This window comes from Frateuria sp. GZRe14 (assembly GCF_051900395.1).
In the GTDB taxonomy this organism is placed as follows: Bacteria; Pseudomonadota; Gammaproteobacteria; order Xanthomonadales; family Rhodanobacteraceae; genus Frateuria_A; species Frateuria_A edaphi.
This window is the reverse complement of the sequence record NZ_JBHZGJ010000001.1, coordinates 990,119-1,005,392: the sequence shown is the minus strand read 5'-3', so window position 1 is coordinate 1,005,392 and position 15,274 is coordinate 990,119. Positions and strand designations below refer to the sequence as shown.

Annotated in this window: 17 protein-coding genes; 5 read left to right on the top strand and 12 right to left on the bottom strand. The window is 69.3% G+C overall.

Annotated features, from left to right (window positions below; genetic code table 11):
* Nucleotides 1-5: 5 nt before the first annotated feature.
* From ACFWZ1_RS04500 to ACFWZ1_RS04480, 5 genes are all read right to left on the bottom strand, one after another.
* On the bottom strand, nt 6-524 hold the full coding sequence (locus ACFWZ1_RS04500) for a chemotaxis protein CheW (RefSeq protein ID WP_231324064.1): 519 nt from the start codon (nt 522-524) through the stop codon (nt 6-8).
* Between the two features lie 178 nt (nt 525-702).
* Nucleotides 703-2,676, bottom strand: coding sequence for a chemotaxis protein CheA (locus ACFWZ1_RS04495; RefSeq protein ID WP_439665586.1), 1,974 nt, complete (start codon nt 2,674-2,676; stop codon nt 703-705).
* A gap of 18 nt (nt 2,677-2,694) precedes the next feature.
* Nucleotides 2,695-3,057: a response regulator gene (locus tag ACFWZ1_RS04490; RefSeq protein WP_209616977.1), complete on the bottom strand. Its 363-nt coding sequence runs from the start codon at nt 3,055-3,057 to the stop codon at nt 2,695-2,697.
* Between the two features lie 18 nt (nt 3,058-3,075).
* The gene (locus ACFWZ1_RS04485; protein ID WP_231324060.1) at nt 3,076-3,390 is read right to left on the bottom strand and encodes an STAS domain-containing protein; all 315 of its coding nucleotides are present in this window, start codon (nt 3,388-3,390) and stop codon (nt 3,076-3,078) included.
* Nucleotides 3,391-3,575: 185 nt separating this feature from the next.
* On the bottom strand, nt 3,576-4,658 hold the full coding sequence (locus ACFWZ1_RS04480; protein ID WP_439665585.1) for a TolB family protein: 1,083 nt from the start codon (nt 4,656-4,658) through the stop codon (nt 3,576-3,578).
* A gap of 356 nt (nt 4,659-5,014) precedes the next feature.
* On the opposite strand from ACFWZ1_RS04480, the gene ACFWZ1_RS04475 reads away from it, so the two are divergent.
* The 5 genes from ACFWZ1_RS04475 (at nt 5,015) to ACFWZ1_RS04455 (ending at nt 9,005) form a co-directional block, all read left to right on the top strand.
* Nucleotides 5,015-6,172 (top strand): flagellar hook-length control protein FliK, encoded by a 1,158-nt coding sequence (locus tag ACFWZ1_RS04475; RefSeq protein WP_439665584.1) that lies wholly within the window; start codon nt 5,015-5,017, stop codon nt 6,170-6,172.
* Complete coding sequence (locus ACFWZ1_RS04470; protein ID WP_439665583.1) at nt 6,169-6,435, top strand: flagellar biosynthesis protein; 267 nt, start codon at nt 6,169-6,171, stop codon at nt 6,433-6,435. Before ACFWZ1_RS04475 ends, ACFWZ1_RS04470 begins: the two co-directional genes overlap by 4 nt.
* Before the next feature lie 232 nt (nt 6,436-6,667).
* Complete coding sequence (locus ACFWZ1_RS04465) at nt 6,668-7,327, top strand: c-type cytochrome (RefSeq protein ID WP_439665582.1); 660 nt, start codon at nt 6,668-6,670, stop codon at nt 7,325-7,327.
* The gene (locus ACFWZ1_RS04460; RefSeq protein WP_439665581.1) at nt 7,324-8,232 is read left to right on the top strand and encodes a c-type cytochrome; all 909 of its coding nucleotides are present in this window, start codon (nt 7,324-7,326) and stop codon (nt 8,230-8,232) included. The genes ACFWZ1_RS04465 and ACFWZ1_RS04460 overlap by 4 nt, the downstream gene beginning before the upstream one ends.
* A gap of 140 nt (nt 8,233-8,372) precedes the next feature.
* Nucleotides 8,373-9,005 carry a DsrE family protein gene (locus tag ACFWZ1_RS04455; protein WP_231324050.1) on the top strand — a complete coding sequence of 211 codons (633 nt, stop codon included), beginning with the start codon at nt 8,373-8,375 and terminating at the stop codon, nt 9,003-9,005.
* A 152-nt stretch (nt 9,006-9,157) separates the two neighbouring features.
* Here ACFWZ1_RS04455 and ACFWZ1_RS04450 read toward each other — a convergent pair whose 3' ends face one another.
* From ACFWZ1_RS04450 to ACFWZ1_RS04420, 7 genes are read right to left on the bottom strand one after another with little or no spacing between them, the layout of a single operon-like run.
* Nucleotides 9,158-9,619, bottom strand: a complete 462-nt coding sequence (locus ACFWZ1_RS04450) for a chemotaxis protein CheW (protein ID WP_439665580.1) — start codon at nt 9,617-9,619, stop codon at nt 9,158-9,160.
* A gap of 31 nt (nt 9,620-9,650) precedes the next feature.
* A complete protein-coding gene (gene motD / locus ACFWZ1_RS04445; RefSeq protein WP_439665579.1) occupies nt 9,651-10,682 on the bottom strand; it encodes a flagellar motor protein MotD in 1,032 nt (343 codons plus the stop codon).
* Complete coding sequence (locus tag ACFWZ1_RS04440) at nt 10,679-11,419, bottom strand: flagellar motor protein (protein ID WP_231324044.1); 741 nt, start codon at nt 11,417-11,419, stop codon at nt 10,679-10,681. Before ACFWZ1_RS04440 ends, motD begins: the two co-directional genes overlap by 4 nt.
* A 1-nt stretch (nt 11,420) precedes the next feature.
* The gene (locus tag ACFWZ1_RS04435) at nt 11,421-13,358 is read right to left on the bottom strand and encodes a chemotaxis protein CheA (protein WP_439665578.1); all 1,938 of its coding nucleotides are present in this window, start codon (nt 13,356-13,358) and stop codon (nt 11,421-11,423) included.
* A 15-nt stretch (nt 13,359-13,373) separates the two neighbouring features.
* Nucleotides 13,374-14,015 (bottom strand): protein phosphatase CheZ, encoded by a 642-nt coding sequence (locus tag ACFWZ1_RS04430; protein ID WP_231324040.1) that lies wholly within the window; start codon nt 14,013-14,015, stop codon nt 13,374-13,376.
* The gene (locus tag ACFWZ1_RS04425; RefSeq protein ID WP_231324039.1) at nt 14,012-14,419 is read right to left on the bottom strand and encodes a chemotaxis response regulator CheY; all 408 of its coding nucleotides are present in this window, start codon (nt 14,417-14,419) and stop codon (nt 14,012-14,014) included. The genes ACFWZ1_RS04430 and ACFWZ1_RS04425 overlap by 4 nt, the downstream gene beginning before the upstream one ends.
* 47 nt (nt 14,420-14,466) lie before the next feature.
* The gene (locus ACFWZ1_RS04420; RefSeq protein ID WP_439665577.1) at nt 14,467-15,273 is read right to left on the bottom strand and encodes an RNA polymerase sigma factor FliA; all 807 of its coding nucleotides are present in this window, start codon (nt 15,271-15,273) and stop codon (nt 14,467-14,469) included.
* Between the last annotated feature and the right edge of the window lies 1 nt (nt 15,274).

The following is a 15,274-nucleotide window of genomic DNA, read 5'->3' as shown; positions in this document are numbered from 1 at the left end:
TCCTGTCAGGCCACGGCTTTAACGTCATTGGCCGCGGGCAAGGCGGCTTCCAGCATCTGCGCGTCCTGCGGTTGCAGCAGTTTGTCCACGTCCAGGAGCAGCACCATGCGGTCCTCGATGGCGGTCAGTCCCTTCAGGTATTCGGTGTCCACGGTGGTGCCCATGTCGGGCACCGGGCGAAGCTGGTCCGGGCGCACGTCCAGCACGTCGGAGACGGCATCGACGATCACGCCGAACAGGCGCTCGGCGACGGTGACGATCACCGTGACGGTGGTCGCCGTGTACTCCTCGCGCGCGAGGCCGAAGCGCAGGCGCAGATCCAGCACCGGCACGATGGCACCGCGCAGGTTGAGCACGCCGAGCACGTAGTGCGGCGCCTGGGGAATGCGCGTGACCGGCGTCCAGCCGCGGATCTCGCGCACGGCCAGGATGTCGATGGCGTATTCCTCGTGCGCGAGGTTCACGGTGAGGTACTGGACCGCTGTGGCCGTTTCCGGGGCGGCGGGGTTCGCTGGATGGTTCATTTGCGTTTCCGCGGTGAGATACCGAGACATGGGTCTATCGGCTGCCGGACGGGGTTCTTGAGCAGGGGAACGTGCGGGCGTCGCGGTTTCCGGAGACAGGAGCGCCCTTGGGCGCGACCGCCATGCCTGGATGGCATCGCGGTCGCGCCCAAGGGCGCTCCTCCGGGAAACCTGGCGGTCAGGCGGCCTTGCGGCGGCTGTGCAGGCGCACGAGGCCGGCGATGTCGACGATCAGCGCCACCGCGCCGTCGGCCAGGATGGTCGCGCCGGACACGCCCTGCACGCGGCGGTAGTTCGCTTCCAGCGACTTGACCACGGCCTGCTGCTGGCCGACCAGGCCGTCGACGAACAGCCCCACGCGGGAACCGTCGCCCTCGACCACGATCAGCAATCCCTCCTCGATCGACCGCTTGGCGCCGTCGCAACCGAACAGTTCGTGCAGGCGCAGGACCGGCAGGTACTCGCCGCGGAAGCGGAACAATTCGCCGCCGCCGACCACGGTCTTGAGCGCCTCGGGCTTGAGCTGCACCGATTCGACGATCGACACCAGCGGCACGATGTAGCGCTCCTCGCCCACCGCGGCGGTAAGGCCGTCGATGATCGCGAGCGTGAGCGGCAGGGTGATGGTGAACACGCTGCCCTGCCCCGGCTTGCTGCGGATGGTGACCGTGCCGCCGAGGTCGGAAACGTTGCGGCGGACCACGTCCATGCCCACGCCGCGGCCGGAAAGGTCGGTGGTGACCGCGGCGGTGGAGAATCCCGGCTGGAAGATCAGTTCGCCGACCGCCTCCTCGCTCAGGCCTTCGCCGCTGGCGATCAGGCCGCGCTCGATCGCCTTGTTCACGATCGCCTCGCGGTTGAGGCCGGCGCCGTCGTCGGACACCTCCACCACGATGTTGCCGCCGCGATGGAAGGCATCGAGCTTGAGCGTGCCCATCTCGTGCTTGCCGGCGGCGCGGCGCTTGTCCGGCATTTCCAGGCCGTGGTCGATCGCGTTGCGTACCAGGTGCACCATCGGATCGCCGATCTTCTCCAGCACCGTCTTGTCCAGCTCGGTCTGCTCGCCGTGCAGCTCCAGCTTCACCTGCTTGCCGAGCTTCTGGCTCAGGTCGCGCACCAGTCGCGGGAAGCGGTTGAACACCGAGGCGATGGGCAGCATGCGGATGCCCATCACGCTTTCCTGCAGCTCGCGCGCATGCCGGGCAAGCTGGATCAGGCCCTGCTGCAGCAACGGCAGCCGGGCCGGGTCGAAATCCTCGCGGAAGGTGTCGAGCATGGACTGGGTTATCACCAGCTCGCCCACCAGGTTGATCATGCTGTCGATCTTGTCGATCGCCACGCGCACGGAACTCGATTCGGCGCTCGCCTCTCGCGTGCCACGCGCGGCCGCCGCATCGGCGATGTTCGCCGGGGCGGGCGCCGCAGCCGCGACGGGCGTCACGACCGCGCTCGGCTTGGGCTCGATGGACAGCTCGCACTCGCCCTCGACCCAGTCGAACACCGCCGCGATGTCCTCGCGCTTGACCGACGCCTTGAGCTCGATGTTCCAACCCAGGTGGCACTCGGACGGGTCCAGCTTGTCCAGCGAAGGCAGGCGCGAGAGGTCGGCTTCGATGGCGAGTTCGCCCAGCCCGGCCAGCTCGCGGATCAGCCGCAGCGGATCGTTGCCGCCCGCGAGCATGCCCGCGTGCGGCTGGAAACGGATCATCCACGCCTCGGCCTGGTCCCCGGCACGGCGGGCAGGGCCCGCCTGCGCGGGCGCCTCGCGGCCCATCATCGCCGCCAGTTCGCCACGCACGCCGTCGGAGACGGCGTCGTTCAAGGGCTGGCCGGCCCTGGCACGGTCGAACATGCCACGCAGGCAGTCGACCGAGCGCAGCAGCAGTTCAACGATCGGCTTGTCGATCGCGCGCTTGCCGCCGCGGACCTCGTCCAGCAGCGACTCGGCCTCATGCGTGAACGAGGCCATCTCCGGGAAACCGAAGGTGGCCGCGCCGCCCTTGATCGAGTGCGCCGCGCGGAAGATGGTGTGCACCAGTTCCCCGTCGCCGCCCTCGTCCAGCGCGAGCAGCGAGGATTCCATCGTGTCGAGCCCTTCCAGGCTCTCCTCGATGAACACTTGTTGGAACTGCGCCAGGCCCGCGTTGCTCATGGGTGTTTCTCCGCGGCTTTAGCCGAGCACGCGCTTGACCGTGGCCAGCAGCTGGTCCGGGTCGAACGGCTTGACCAGCCAGCCGGTGGCGCCGGCGGCCTTGCCTTCCATCTTCTTGTCCGTGTGCGACTCGGTGGTCAGCATCAGGATCGGCACGCCCTTGTACGCCGGGCGCGTGCGCAGCTCGCGCACCATGCTGATGCCGTCCATCACCGGCATGTTGACGTCGGCCAGCACCAGGTCGAACCCGCCCGCGGCCGCGGCGTCCAGCGCGAGCTGGCCGTTTTCCGCCTCGGTCACCTCGTGGCCCGCGCCGCGCAGGGTGTAGGCCACCATGCCGCGCATCGACGCCGAATCGTCCACCGCAAGAATCTTTGCCATCGTTTTTCCTCAGTTGTTTCAGGCCGCCGCAGCGACCGGTAGATCAAGTGCCTTGACGAGGCCGAGCGTGTCCGCCGCCTCGCACAATGTGGTGCTCGCGCCCCGCCAGCTGACTTCGCAACCGCGCGAGAGGGCCTCGCGGCGGAACAGCGTCAGCAGCTGCAGCGCGGCCGTGTCCACGCGCTCGACGGCACTGCCGTCGATCTGCGTGGCCGGTGCGTCCAGCGCGCCCAGCAGATCGGCCAGCAAGGCCGACTGCGCCGCCATGCGGCAGTCGGCCGGCAAGCCGATTTCGACCGTTCTGGGCTGTTTGAGCTCTCGTTTGCTGCCCATGCTTACCTCCGCGTCGTACCGGGCCCCTGCCCAAGGCATATCGGCGCAAAGGCCGATGCCTTTAGCCGGGCGCGTGGGACGCCGGAAACCGCGCGACAAAAACCCGTCGGCCCGCCTCGTTTGCACGAAGCGGGCCAGTCGCCGGGTCTGGGCCAGCAGGAGCGGTTGTTCACGAACGCATGCGGCTACTCGTGTTGGAACCAGCCGTGTTCGACCGCCGCCCCTGGCGGCAAGCGCGTGCGCTCGCCGGTGACGAGGTTGAAGATCACCGGATCGGCCTCGGTGTAGGCGTTCTCGCCCGAGCCCACGTAGTGCAGGCGGTTGGCGAGCAGGCATGTTCCGTCCCTGGACCAGGCAATCGGCTCATAGTTGATGTCGGTCGGATTGTTGGTAAGCCGGCGCAGGCGCCGTTCGCTGGGACGGGTCGCCGCATCCATGACGTAGAGGTCGCCGAAGAGGTCGTATGCCAGGCGTTTGCTGTCCGGAGACCACACCGGATTGCTACCGTAGCTGACCAACCCCGACTCGGCCCCGGTCGCAAGCTCGATCAGGCTCAATTGTTCGGCCCGGTCGTAGTTGATATCGACCGCCCAGGCGGCATCCGGCGACAGGAAGAGACGCGAACTGGAAGGCCCGTTCAGTCGGCGCAGGAAAATGCGGGTGGCCAGGCCCGTGCGCACGTTCACCCGATAGATGCTCTGGTCGGTGGGGGGCTCGAGGCCGCCGCCGATCTCAGTTTCGCCAAAGAACAGCACGCTCTTGCCGTCCAGCGACCATTGCAGCCTGACGATGAGGGCGTCCTCGGGCAGGCAAAACAGGCGCCGATGGTTTTGCCCTTGCCCACCGACGATGTGCAGGCAGTTGGAGTTTTCGATGTAGGCAATGCCGCCGGGGCCCCAGACCGGCTGTAGACGCACACCGATACCCTGCGTGATGCGCCTGACCCCGCCGCCCTGGCGATCCATCACCCACAAGTGCGAGCGATCGAAGATGCCGTCACGCGACACCTCGAAGACGATGTTCGAACCGCCGGGCGACCAGCCGCCCAGGTCCCGATACACGCCTTCCTCGGGGGGCATCAGGTAAGCCTCGCGGCCCCGGGTATCGACCACGGCAAAGCCGGTCCCCTTCTGGTCGCTGTTCACCACGAGCTGGCGGGCCACCAGCACGGCATCGCCTTGCGCGACTCCGGCGCGTGAAGGCATCGGCGCGGACAAGCTGGCCACGGTCAGCGCCAGCACGGAATAAATTAAAGCAGACGTTTTCATGCCACGTTCCTCGCGGGTGTGTTCCCCCTGATTGCGTGGCTGCCCCGGGCATGGCATGTCCCCGCCGGGCTGTGCCTTGCGGGGGCGAGGCGACATCGGGATAACGGGCAGCTGATTTCAAGCGGCTCCGGCACAGTGCGCCCACGCCTCCCCGTGGACGCCTGCGAAAATTCTTGCGGACGCTGCGCCGGATCCGGTGAAACGCGCGGCTAGGGAAGGTCAGCCCTGATTTCACGCGAATTTCATGGTCGCGGCCGCTATCGCCCCAAGGCTCAAGTTATCGTCGTTCGGGTCGATTCCTTTACCGACTGCACGGAACCGGCCCAACCTGCCCGGCCGGCAGGCAGGAGACCCGCGTGATCATCCAACCCACCAGCCTCGCTGCGATGACCTGGGCGGGTGCCGCCTCCGGTGCCGCGTCGGAAAGCTGGCGCGTGGGCGCGGTGCTGCCCGCGCGTCCGCTGGGCATGGGCGACCAGGGCCGGATGGTGCTGCAGATCGGCGCGCTCACGGTCGAAACCGACCCGCTGGGCATCCCGCTGCCCTCGCAGTTCCAGGTGCGCGTGCTCGCCATGGGCAATCCGCCGTTGCTGGAGATCCTTGCCGGCGCCGCCACCGACCCGCGCGTGCAACAGGCGCTGCGCGAACGACTGCCGCAACAGAACGGCTACGCGCCGCTGCTGGCCACGCTCGGTGCGCTCGCGCAGCGGCCGGTGGTGCGGCAGCTGCCCCCGGCCGTGCGCGCCGCGCTGGCACTGCTCGACCAGGGCGTGCGCACGCCGCAAGACATCAGCCGCCCGGAGGGCCTGCGCGAGGCGATCGCCCGCAGCGGCCTGTTCCTGGAATCGCAACTGGCGCGCCCGCGCAGCAATCCGATGCCACTGGGCGACGAAGACTTCAAGGCCGTACTGCTGCGCCTGGCAGCGCTGCTCGACGGGCAACCGCGCCTGCCCGCCCACGTTCCCTCCAGCAACGCCGATACGCCGCCGCCGCTGCGCCAGCGCGGCCTGCAGGCCCAGCCGCGCGCGCCATTGGCCATGCCGTTCGCCGACCCGCCCGCGGACGAGGACGTCAACCAGTTGCTCGGCCGCCTGCGCGGCGACGTGCATGCCGCGCTCGCCCGGCTGGAAATCGCCCAACTGGACGCCGCCGGCGCGCAGGCCTGGATGATCGACATCCCCCTGCAGGGCCCCGACGGACGCGACGTGCTGCAGTTGCACCTCGAGCAGGGCCAGGACGCCGAGACCGGCGCCGGCACGTGGACCCTGGGCTTCGCCATCGACTTGCCCGCGCTCGGGCCGCTGCAAGGCGAGCTGCAACTGCGCGACCTGCATTTGAACGTGCGCCTGTGGGCCGAGCGCAGCGCCACCACCGAGCGGCTGGAACGCCAGTTCACCCCGCTGCGCCAGCGCCTGGCCGCCAGCGGCCTGCAATTGGAACAGCTGAGCTGCCAGACCGGCCTGCCGCAGGGCCGCAGCCACGCCAGCGCCCTGCTGCTGAAGGCCACTGCATGAGCAACGGCCTGCCGCCGCCACAACGGCGCGTCACCCTGCGTCTGGCCGGTCCGGAGACCAAGCCCGCGCCGATGCCGCCCGAAGCGCTCGACCTGCTGCTGGCCCGCGCCCGCGCGCTGGGCTTGCCGCTGCACCACGATCCGCAGATCGCCGCGGTACTGGCCGCCCTGCGCCTGCGCGAGGACGTCCCGGTGCTGCTCTACGCCGCCGCCGCCGCGGTGCTGGCGAGCGTGTACGACGCGAGCGACGAGTCCGCTGCGTAACCTTCGCCGCAGGCTGCTGCTGCCGTTGCGATGAGGCCGTTCCGTCGCGTCGACGTCACGCTGTTGCGCCCCGCGGTCGCGCGGGCGCCCAGCGCCCCTGCATGCACGCAACCGGACGGCTGCTGTCCAGGCTGCTGACGCTTTCTGCACGCAAGGCTCGCTATTCCTCACGTCCTTGGAACCGCGGGGACCGCCTGCCCGCGGGAACGATCGGGATGTCGGGGGTGCGAGAGTGCGCAGGGGATTGACCGTGCGCGTGCTGGGGAGCGCGCTGATTGCGGGGGCATGGCCGCTGCTGGCACATGCCGCGTCGGTGCAGGAGCTCGTCAGCCAGGGCAACGGTCATGGCGCGCCGCCCTGCCAGTCCTGCCATGGGGGGGACGGCGCGGGCCAGGCAGCGGCGGGCTTTCCACGCCTGGCTGGGCTGGATGCCGCTTATGTCGCCAGACAACTGGCCGACTACGCCGCCGGCACGCGCGCCAACGCCGTGATGCAACCGATCGCGCGGGCTCTGTCCGAGGACGAGCGGCAGGCGATCGGCACCTACTACAGCCGACTGCCCGTGCCGGCGATTCCGCCCGCGCCGCAGCCGTCGGCGAACGACCTGGGCGCGACGCTCGCCACGCGCGGGCGCTGGTCGCAACGGGTGCCGGCCTGCGAGCAATGCCATGGTCCTGGCGGCGTGGGCGTGGGCGCCCACTTCCCGCCACTGGCCGGGCAGCCGGCGAGCTACATCGAGGCGCAGTTGAAAGCCTGGCAGCAGGGCGCGCGGCGCAACGATCCGCTGCAGCTGATGCAGCACCTGAGCCGCGCGCTGAGCGCCGAGGACATCGCCGCGGTGGCGAAGTGGTTCGCCGCGCAACCGCTGCCGGCCGGGAGCGGTGGACGATGAGCAAGCGCCTCTACCTGCTGCTCGCCACGCTCGCGCTCGGCGGATGCGCCGATCGCAGCCCGATGGATGCACACGCCGCCGAAGTCGCGACGCCATCGACCAAGCCGCCGATCTTCACGCCACCGTCCGAATCGGCCATCCCGCAAGGACCGTACGGCGACATGGTCCGGCTGGGCCGCGAGATCTTCCTGCACACGCGCCAGGGCGCACCGGCCTACGTCGGCAACGGGCTCGCCTGCGTCAACTGCCACCTGGACGCGGGACGGCTCGCCGACGCGGCGCCGCTGTGGGGCGCTTACGGCATGTATCCGCAGTACCGCAAGAAGAACGGCCACGTGAACAGCTACGGCGAGCGGCTGCAGGGATGCTTCATGTACAGCATGAACGGCAAGGCCCCGCCGCTGGACGACACGGTGATGCTCGCGCTGGAAACCTATTCGTCGTGGATGGCGCAAGGCGCGCCGCACGGCGTGAAGCTCGAGGGAGCCGGTTACCCCAAGGTCCCGGCGCCGGCAAGGAAACCGGACTACGCGCGCGGCCAGGCGGTGTTCCAGCGCGACTGCGCGCTCTGCCACGGGGCGAATGGCCAGGGCCAGCAGGTCGCCGGCGACTATGTCTTCCCGCCGCTATGGGGACCGGACTCGTTCAACTGGGGCGCCGGCATGCACGAGCTGGACAAGGCCAGCGCGTTCATCAAGGCGAACATGCCGCTCAGCCGCGGCGGCAGCTTGAGCGATCAGGAAGCCTGGGACGTGGCCATGTTCATGGATGCGCACGAGCGCCCGCAGGATCCGCGCTTCAAAGGCGACCTGGCCGCCACGCGCAAGGCCTTCCACGACACGCCGATGTCGCTGTATGGCCAGCGTGTCAACGGCCACCTGCTGGGTGCGCAACCGGCGCATTGAGCGACCGGCCGAGCAGTGTGCGCAGCGTCACAACCACCATTGCGGGCCCTGGTTTTTGCCTGCCAATTCACGCGCCGTTCCTACACTGACTGGCGCATTTCGCGAGCCGGGGCGACCCGGCCGGAGGAGACCACTCAGGGATGTCCCAAAGCAAAGCGACCACCATGTCCGACGATGATCTCGCCCCTTCGCCGATCCGCCGCATGCTGGCCTGGAGCGGCGTCGTCCTGCTGCTGGTGGCCTGTGCCGCGGCCGTTGCCTTCACGGTCTCGCGCCCGCGCCCCGACCCGCGCCTCACCTACCCGCGCATTCATGGCGCCGGCGGCGTGTTGCCGGTGGGCCCGGACGCGCTGATGCCCTCGACCCGGGCCGACCATCGCCTGTACATCGACATCGACAGCGACGAACCCAGCCACGGTGAAATCAACCGGCGGCTGCACACCGCGGCCAAGCTTCTCAACCTGTATGCGCTGGCGGGCGTGCCCAACGACAAGGTGCACCTGGTGGTGCTGTTCTACGGGCAAGGCGTCGACCTCGCGCTGTCGGACGCGGCCTACCGGAAGAAGTTCGGGCGCCCCAACCCGAACGCAGGCTTGATCCGGCAACTGCACCAGGCCAATGTGGACATGGTGGTTTGCGGGCAGGCGCTCGGGCACCAGAACTTCGTTGCCGCCAACATCCGGCCGGGCATGAAGCTCTCGCTGTCGGCGCTGACCACGCGTGAGGAGCTGCAGGCGGCGGGCTACGGCGAGGTGCCGAAAGAGCCGGATTGATCCGGCAAGGTCGCCCCTTCCGCCGGTCGGCTCCCTCCCCCCGTCAACGGGGAAGGCTCGGTCGGGGAGCTCTACGCCAGGGTTGTTCCTTCCCCCCGCCTGCAGGGGAAGTGCCGGAGGGCGGATGGGGCAGCCTTGCGGCGAGCCCACACTTACGCCGCATCCGCCTCCGGCAACCGGCACAGCCGGCGCACGTCCAGCAGCGCGACGAAACCACCCTTCCATGGCAACACGCCGGTGACCGGATCATCCACCCGCGCGGCGCGACCTGGCGGCGGCGGTGCGACGGCATCGGCGCCCGGCAACAGCAACTCGCCCACCGCATCGACGCGCAGGCCGACGGCATGGCTGGCATGGTTGAGCATCACCACGCGCACGCTGTCGGTGTCGCCATCGCGCGGTGGCAGGCCTAGCCGGCGGCGGCCATCCAGCACCGGCACCACGCGTCCGCGCAGATGGCGGATGCCGAGCAGGTCGGCAGCGGCGCCCGGAACCGGCGTCACCTCGCCGACGCGGATCACCTCGCTGACCTGGACCAGCGGTGCGGCGTAGGCCTGGCCGTCCAGTTGGAAGGTGAGCCAGTGCTGGGTGTTCGGGGTGGCCGGAGCATTCATGGCTTGGTTTTCATGGTGGTGGCGGCGCGGCTCATTTGCCGTGCCCGGGCGTGACGATCAACGGTGGCTCGACGACATGCACCGCAGCCTTGGGCGTGCCTTCCGTGGCACCGGCCCTGGCCAGTCCCGCGCCCGGCGGGACAGGCGTGGCGGGCGCATCGGAGGACGGAGCGACGTCGGCAAGCTGGCCGAGCCGATCGGCGTCGCCGGAATAGCGCGTCGGCGTGGCGTGGTCGCTCAGCACCACGACCAGGACGCGGCGATTGCGGTTGCGGCCTTCGACGGTCACGTTGTCGGCCGCCGGGCGGAACTGGCCCCAGCCGATGATCCCAAGCCGCGAGGGGCTCACCCCGTGTTCGGTGAATAGCCGCGCCACGCTGGCGGCGCGGGCGGCAGACAGTTCCCAGTTGGACGGAAAGACGGCCGTATTGATCGGCTTGTCGTCGGTATAGCCCTCGATGCGCAAGGGGTTGCCGAACGGCGCCAGGATGCCGCCCAGGCTGCTCAGCACCGCATCGGCCTGGTGCGAGAGCTGCGCCACGCCGCTGGGGAACAGGATGTCGGTGCGGATCTCGATCTCCAGCCAGTTGGCCGTGCGGCGCACGACGACCTGCTGCCTGTCGATCAGCGGTTGCAGCGCCTTTTCCACCTCGTGCTGGATGCGCGTGAGGTTCGCCTGGCGCTGCGCTTCCTGCGTGGCTTGCACGTCGCGCAAGGTCTCGTGCGGGGCGCGTTCGGCGACCATCCGCCGCGGCGCCGGGCGCAACGGGATCGGCACGGCCACCGGCGCGACGGCCGCGCCGGGCTGGCCCTGCGGCGCGGCGATGGCCGGGTCGACGTTGTGCGGCTTCGCATTCTGTGCCGGCATCGGCGCGATCACGTGGCTGGAGCCGTTGAACGCCTCGATGATCGACTCGGACATCACGCGGTACTTGCCCTCGTTGACGACCGAGACCGCATACATCACCACGAAGAAAGCGAGCAGCAGCGTCATCAGGTCGGCGTAGGGAATCGCCCAGGCCTCATGGTTGACGTGATCCTCGTGGTGATGCTTTTTTTTCACGACAGATACCCCTGCAGCTTGGCCTCGATCTGCCGCGGGTTGTCCCCTTCGGCGATCGACACCAGACCTTCGACGAGGATCTCGCGCATCTGCGTCTGCTTGCGCACCAGGCCCTTCAGCCGCGCTGACATCGGCAGCATCAGCAGGTTGGCCAGCGCCACGCCGTAGATGGTGGCGACGAAGGCCGCGGCGATGCCGTGGCCAAGCTTGCTGGGGTCGGCGAGGTTCTGCATCACCGCCATCAACCCCATCACGGCGCCGATGATGCCCATCGTCGGGGAGTAGATGCCGGCGTTCTCGAACACCTTGGCGGCGACCAGCTCGTTGTGCTCGCGCGCCTCCATCTCGACCTCGAGCACGCCGCGGATCGCGTCCGGCTCGCCGCCGTCGACCAGCATCTGCAGGCCCTTGCGCACGAAGCCGTCGCTTTCCTCGTCGATCCTCGGTTCGAGGCCGAGCAGGCCCTGCCGGCGGGAGATCTCGCTCCAGCCGATGATGCGGGCAATCAGGTCCGAGGGCTGGAACACCGGCGGGCGGTAGACCATCGGCAGCATGCCCAGCGCGCGCTTGAGCACGCTGCCGGGCGTCTGCACCATCAAGGCGGCGATGGTGCCGGCGAAGACGATCACGAACGCGGCCGGGTTGACCAGCGCGCCGACCGTGGAGCCTTTGAGGATGGTGCCGACGATGATGACCAGGAAGGCCAGGATCGTGCCGACGAGGCTCACCACGTCCATGTCAGCCCGCCGCCCTCAATGACGGCAGGAGCTGCCCGCCATCGTCGGCTAGGCCGGCCAGGTCCAGCACCAGCGCCAGCGCACCGTCGCCGGTGACCGTGGCACCGGCGATGCCCGGCAGGCCCTCGAACAGCGGACCCAGCGGCTTGGCCATGACGTCCTCGCGGCCGAGCACCTCGTGCACCAGGCAACCGATGCGCTGGTGGCCGATGTGCAGCACCACCACGTGGCGCGGCGCGACGCCGACCACGCCGGCCCAGCCGGCCAGGTCGCCCAGCGGCAGCGCGCGGCCGCGGTGGTTGGCGACCAGCCGGCCATCGAGCATGCGGTCCTGGCCCGCGGACAGTTCGAACACTTCCTCCACGTTGGACAGTGGCAGCGCGAACAGGCGCGGGCCCACGCGCACCATCAGGACGCGCAGGATCGCCAGGGTCAGCGGCACGGTCAGCTGCAGTTCGCTGCCCTGGCCGAGCTTCGAGCGCACCTGCAGGGTGCCGCCGAGCTCGGCCACGCGCGTCTTGACCACGTCCATGCCGACGCCGCGGCCGGAGATGTCGGAGATCTGCGCGGCGGTGGAAAAGCCCGGGCGGAAGATCAGTTCGTAGCACTCGTTCTCGCTCAGGCGCGCGGCCTGGGCCGCGTCGATCACGCCCTTCTCGACCGCCTTGCGCTTGAGCACCTCGGGGTTCATGCCGTGGCCGTCGTCGCTCACCGCGATGACGATGCGCTCGCCGCGCTGGCTGGCGGACAGGCGCACCGTGCCACGGCGCGACTTGCCGACCTTGACGCGTTCCTCGGGCATTTCCAGCCCGTGGTCCAGTGCGTTGCGCAACAGGTGGATCAGCGGATCGGCGAGCGCCTCGACCAGGCTGCGATCGAGGTCGGTGCCCTCGCCTTCGGTCACCAGGTCCACTTCCTTGCCCAGCTGGCGGGCGAGGTCGCGCACGATGCGCGGAAAGCGCTGGAACAGCCGACCGACCGGCTGCATGCGCATGGACAGCACCGCGCCTTGCATCTCGTCGGCGACGCGGTCGAGTTCGGCCGCGGCCTGCGCCAGCATGTCGTCGCCGCTCTTCTGGGCCAGGCTCTGCAGGCGGTTGCGGACCAGCACCAGTTCGCCGGCGCGATTGACCAGTGCATCCAGCCGGCCAGTGTCCACGCGCACGCTGGTCTCGGCCGGCGCGGTCGCGCGGGCCGGTGCCGGAGCGGGCGCCGGAGCAGGAGCCGGAGCCGGAACCGGCGCCGCGCCGGGAGTACCGCCCTTGCCGTGCAGGTTGTCGAGCAGTGCCTCGAACTCGTCGTCGCCGATGGTGGTGCTGGCTGTCGGCGCGACGCTGGCGCCGGGCGCCGCTGTGCCATGCAGGTTGTCCAGCAGCGCCTCGAATTCGTCGTCGCTGATGTTGGACGGTGACGGCGCGGCCGGCGCCGGTGCGACGGTGCCCGGCGCGGCGGTGCCGTACAGGCTGTCCAGCAGGGCTTCGAATTCGCTGTCGTCGATGCTGCCGTCCGCCGGCGGTGCGGCCACGGGCGCGGCGACCGGCGGCGGCGCGGGCACCGCGGCGCCTGGCGTCAGCCGCTTGAGCAGCGCAGGCGGCGGCATGGCCATCGAGGTGCCGCCCCGCAGCGCATCCATCATCGCGTTGAGCAGGTCCAGCGCTTCGAGCAGTGCGTCCATCCTCGCCGAATCCAGCACCAGCGCGCCGTTGCGGGCGACGTTGAGCAGGTCCTCGGCGTGATGGCACAGCTGCACCATCGGCTCGATGGCGAGGAAGCCCGCGCCACCCTTGACCGTATGGAAGGCGCGGAACACCGCGTTCAGCAGCTCGGCATCGCGCGGGCTGGCTTCCAGCTCGACCAGTTGTTCCGACAGGCGCTCGACCAGCTCCCCGGCCTCGACCAGGAAATCGTCGCGCAGTTCGGCGTCGAGCGAGGGATCCATTCGCCTGGGACTCCCTTAGAAACCGAATTCGCTGAGCAGGCGGTCCGCCTCGTCCTGGCCGGAGATCTTCTCCACCACCGGCGGCGGCTCGCGGCCGGACAATGCACCGGTCAGGCGGACCAGCTCCAGCAGCGAGGACTCCACCGACTCGATGAAGTTGACCACCTTCTTGATGCGCTGGCCGGACAGATCCTGCCAGGACTGCGCCATCACCATGTCGTTGAGGCCCTCGCGGCATGCGCCTGCGAAGTTGCCGGCCTGGCGCGCCAGGTCCGCGACCGGGTCGCATGGTGCCGCCGAGGCGAGCACCTGCTCGGCGCTCTGTGCCAGCGCGTCGGCCTCGGGGCTCATGCGTTCGGCGAAATCGATGCTGCGATGGGCCGCCTGGGCGCTCATCTCCAGCACGTCGTTCAGGTGCTTGCGCACGTCGGCGACCTTGCCCGGCACACCTTCGTGCGCCAAGTCGTTGCCGAGCCGGCTGACCGCGCCATGCAGGTCGCGCGCGAGCAGGCCCAGCGCCCGGAACAGATGCTGCTCGCGCTGGCGCACCAGCGCATCGAGCGCGTGCTCGAAGGCCGCGCCATCTTCGCTGTTGAGCAGGTCCTGCAGCTCTTGCGGCAGCGCGGTTTCGTCGAAGGTGGAAAGCACGGCGCTCATGCGCTGGCTCCCGCGGCGGCCAGGCGCTCGAAGATCTTGGTGAGCTTCTCCTTCAGCGTGACCGCGTTGAACGGCTTGACGATGTAGCCGTTCACGCCCGCCTGGGCCGCAGCGATGATCTGGTCGCGGTTGTTCTCGGCGGTAACCATCAGCACCGGCAGGCCCTTGAGCGAGGGTTCGGCGCGGATCGCGCGCAACAGGTCGATGCCGGTCATGTTGGGCATGTTCCAGTCGGTCACGACCATGTCGAACGGCTGGCTTTTCAGCATGGTCAGCGCGTTGTTGCCGTCGTCGGCTTCCTGGATCAGCGTGTTGGTGAAACCCAGCTCCACCAGCAGGTTCCTGACGATGCGCCGCATGGTGGAGAAGTCGTCCACCACGAGGATTTTCATGTTCTTGTCCATTGGTTCCTCTGGTAGGAAATCGGGATTCGGATCGGAAGTCGGAGGGGTCAGCGGGAAACGGAACGATCGGATGAAGCGCGGCGGCCCTTGCCTTTGCGGGCGCCGGTTTCCGACTCCCCCTGCACGTCGTCGCGCCAGTCGCCCATGCGCGCACGCAGCCGCACGATCGCCTGGCCGTGGATCTGGCACACGCGCGACTCGGTCACGCCGAGCACGGCGCCGATTTCCTTCAGGTTCAATTCCTGCTCGTAGTACAGCGACATGACCAGCTGCTCGCGCTCGGGCAGGCCGGAGATGCCGTCGATCAACGCCTGGCGCAGGCCGTCCTGCTCGATGCTCTCGGCCGGCCCCAGGGTGCCCTGGTCGACCACGTCGAAGGCTGGCGCGCCGTCGCCGTCGTCCGGCGCGGTGAGGCTGAGCAGGCGCGCGCTGGCGGCGTCGGCGAGAATCTGGTGGTAGTCCTCCGCGCTCACGCCGAGGCGCTTGATGACTTCGGCATCCTCGGCGTCGGCGCCGGTCTCGATCTCGATCTGGCGCACCACCTCGGCCACTTCGCGCACCTTGCGGTGCACCGAGCGGGGGGTCCAGTCGGTCTTGCGCAGCTCGTCGAGCATGGCGCCGCGGATGCGGATGCCGGCGTAGGTCTCGAAGCTGGCGGCGCGGTCGGTGGCGTAGTGCCGCGCGGCCTCGAGCAGGCCGATCATGCCGGACTGGATCAGGTCGCCCACGTCCACGCTGGGGGGAAGGCGGCCCATCAGGTGATAGGCAATACGACGCACCAGTGGCGCGTGCTGGCGCACCAACTCATCTGCACTCTGTTTTTGCAGCTGGAGATATTCCGATGCCACGCTCATC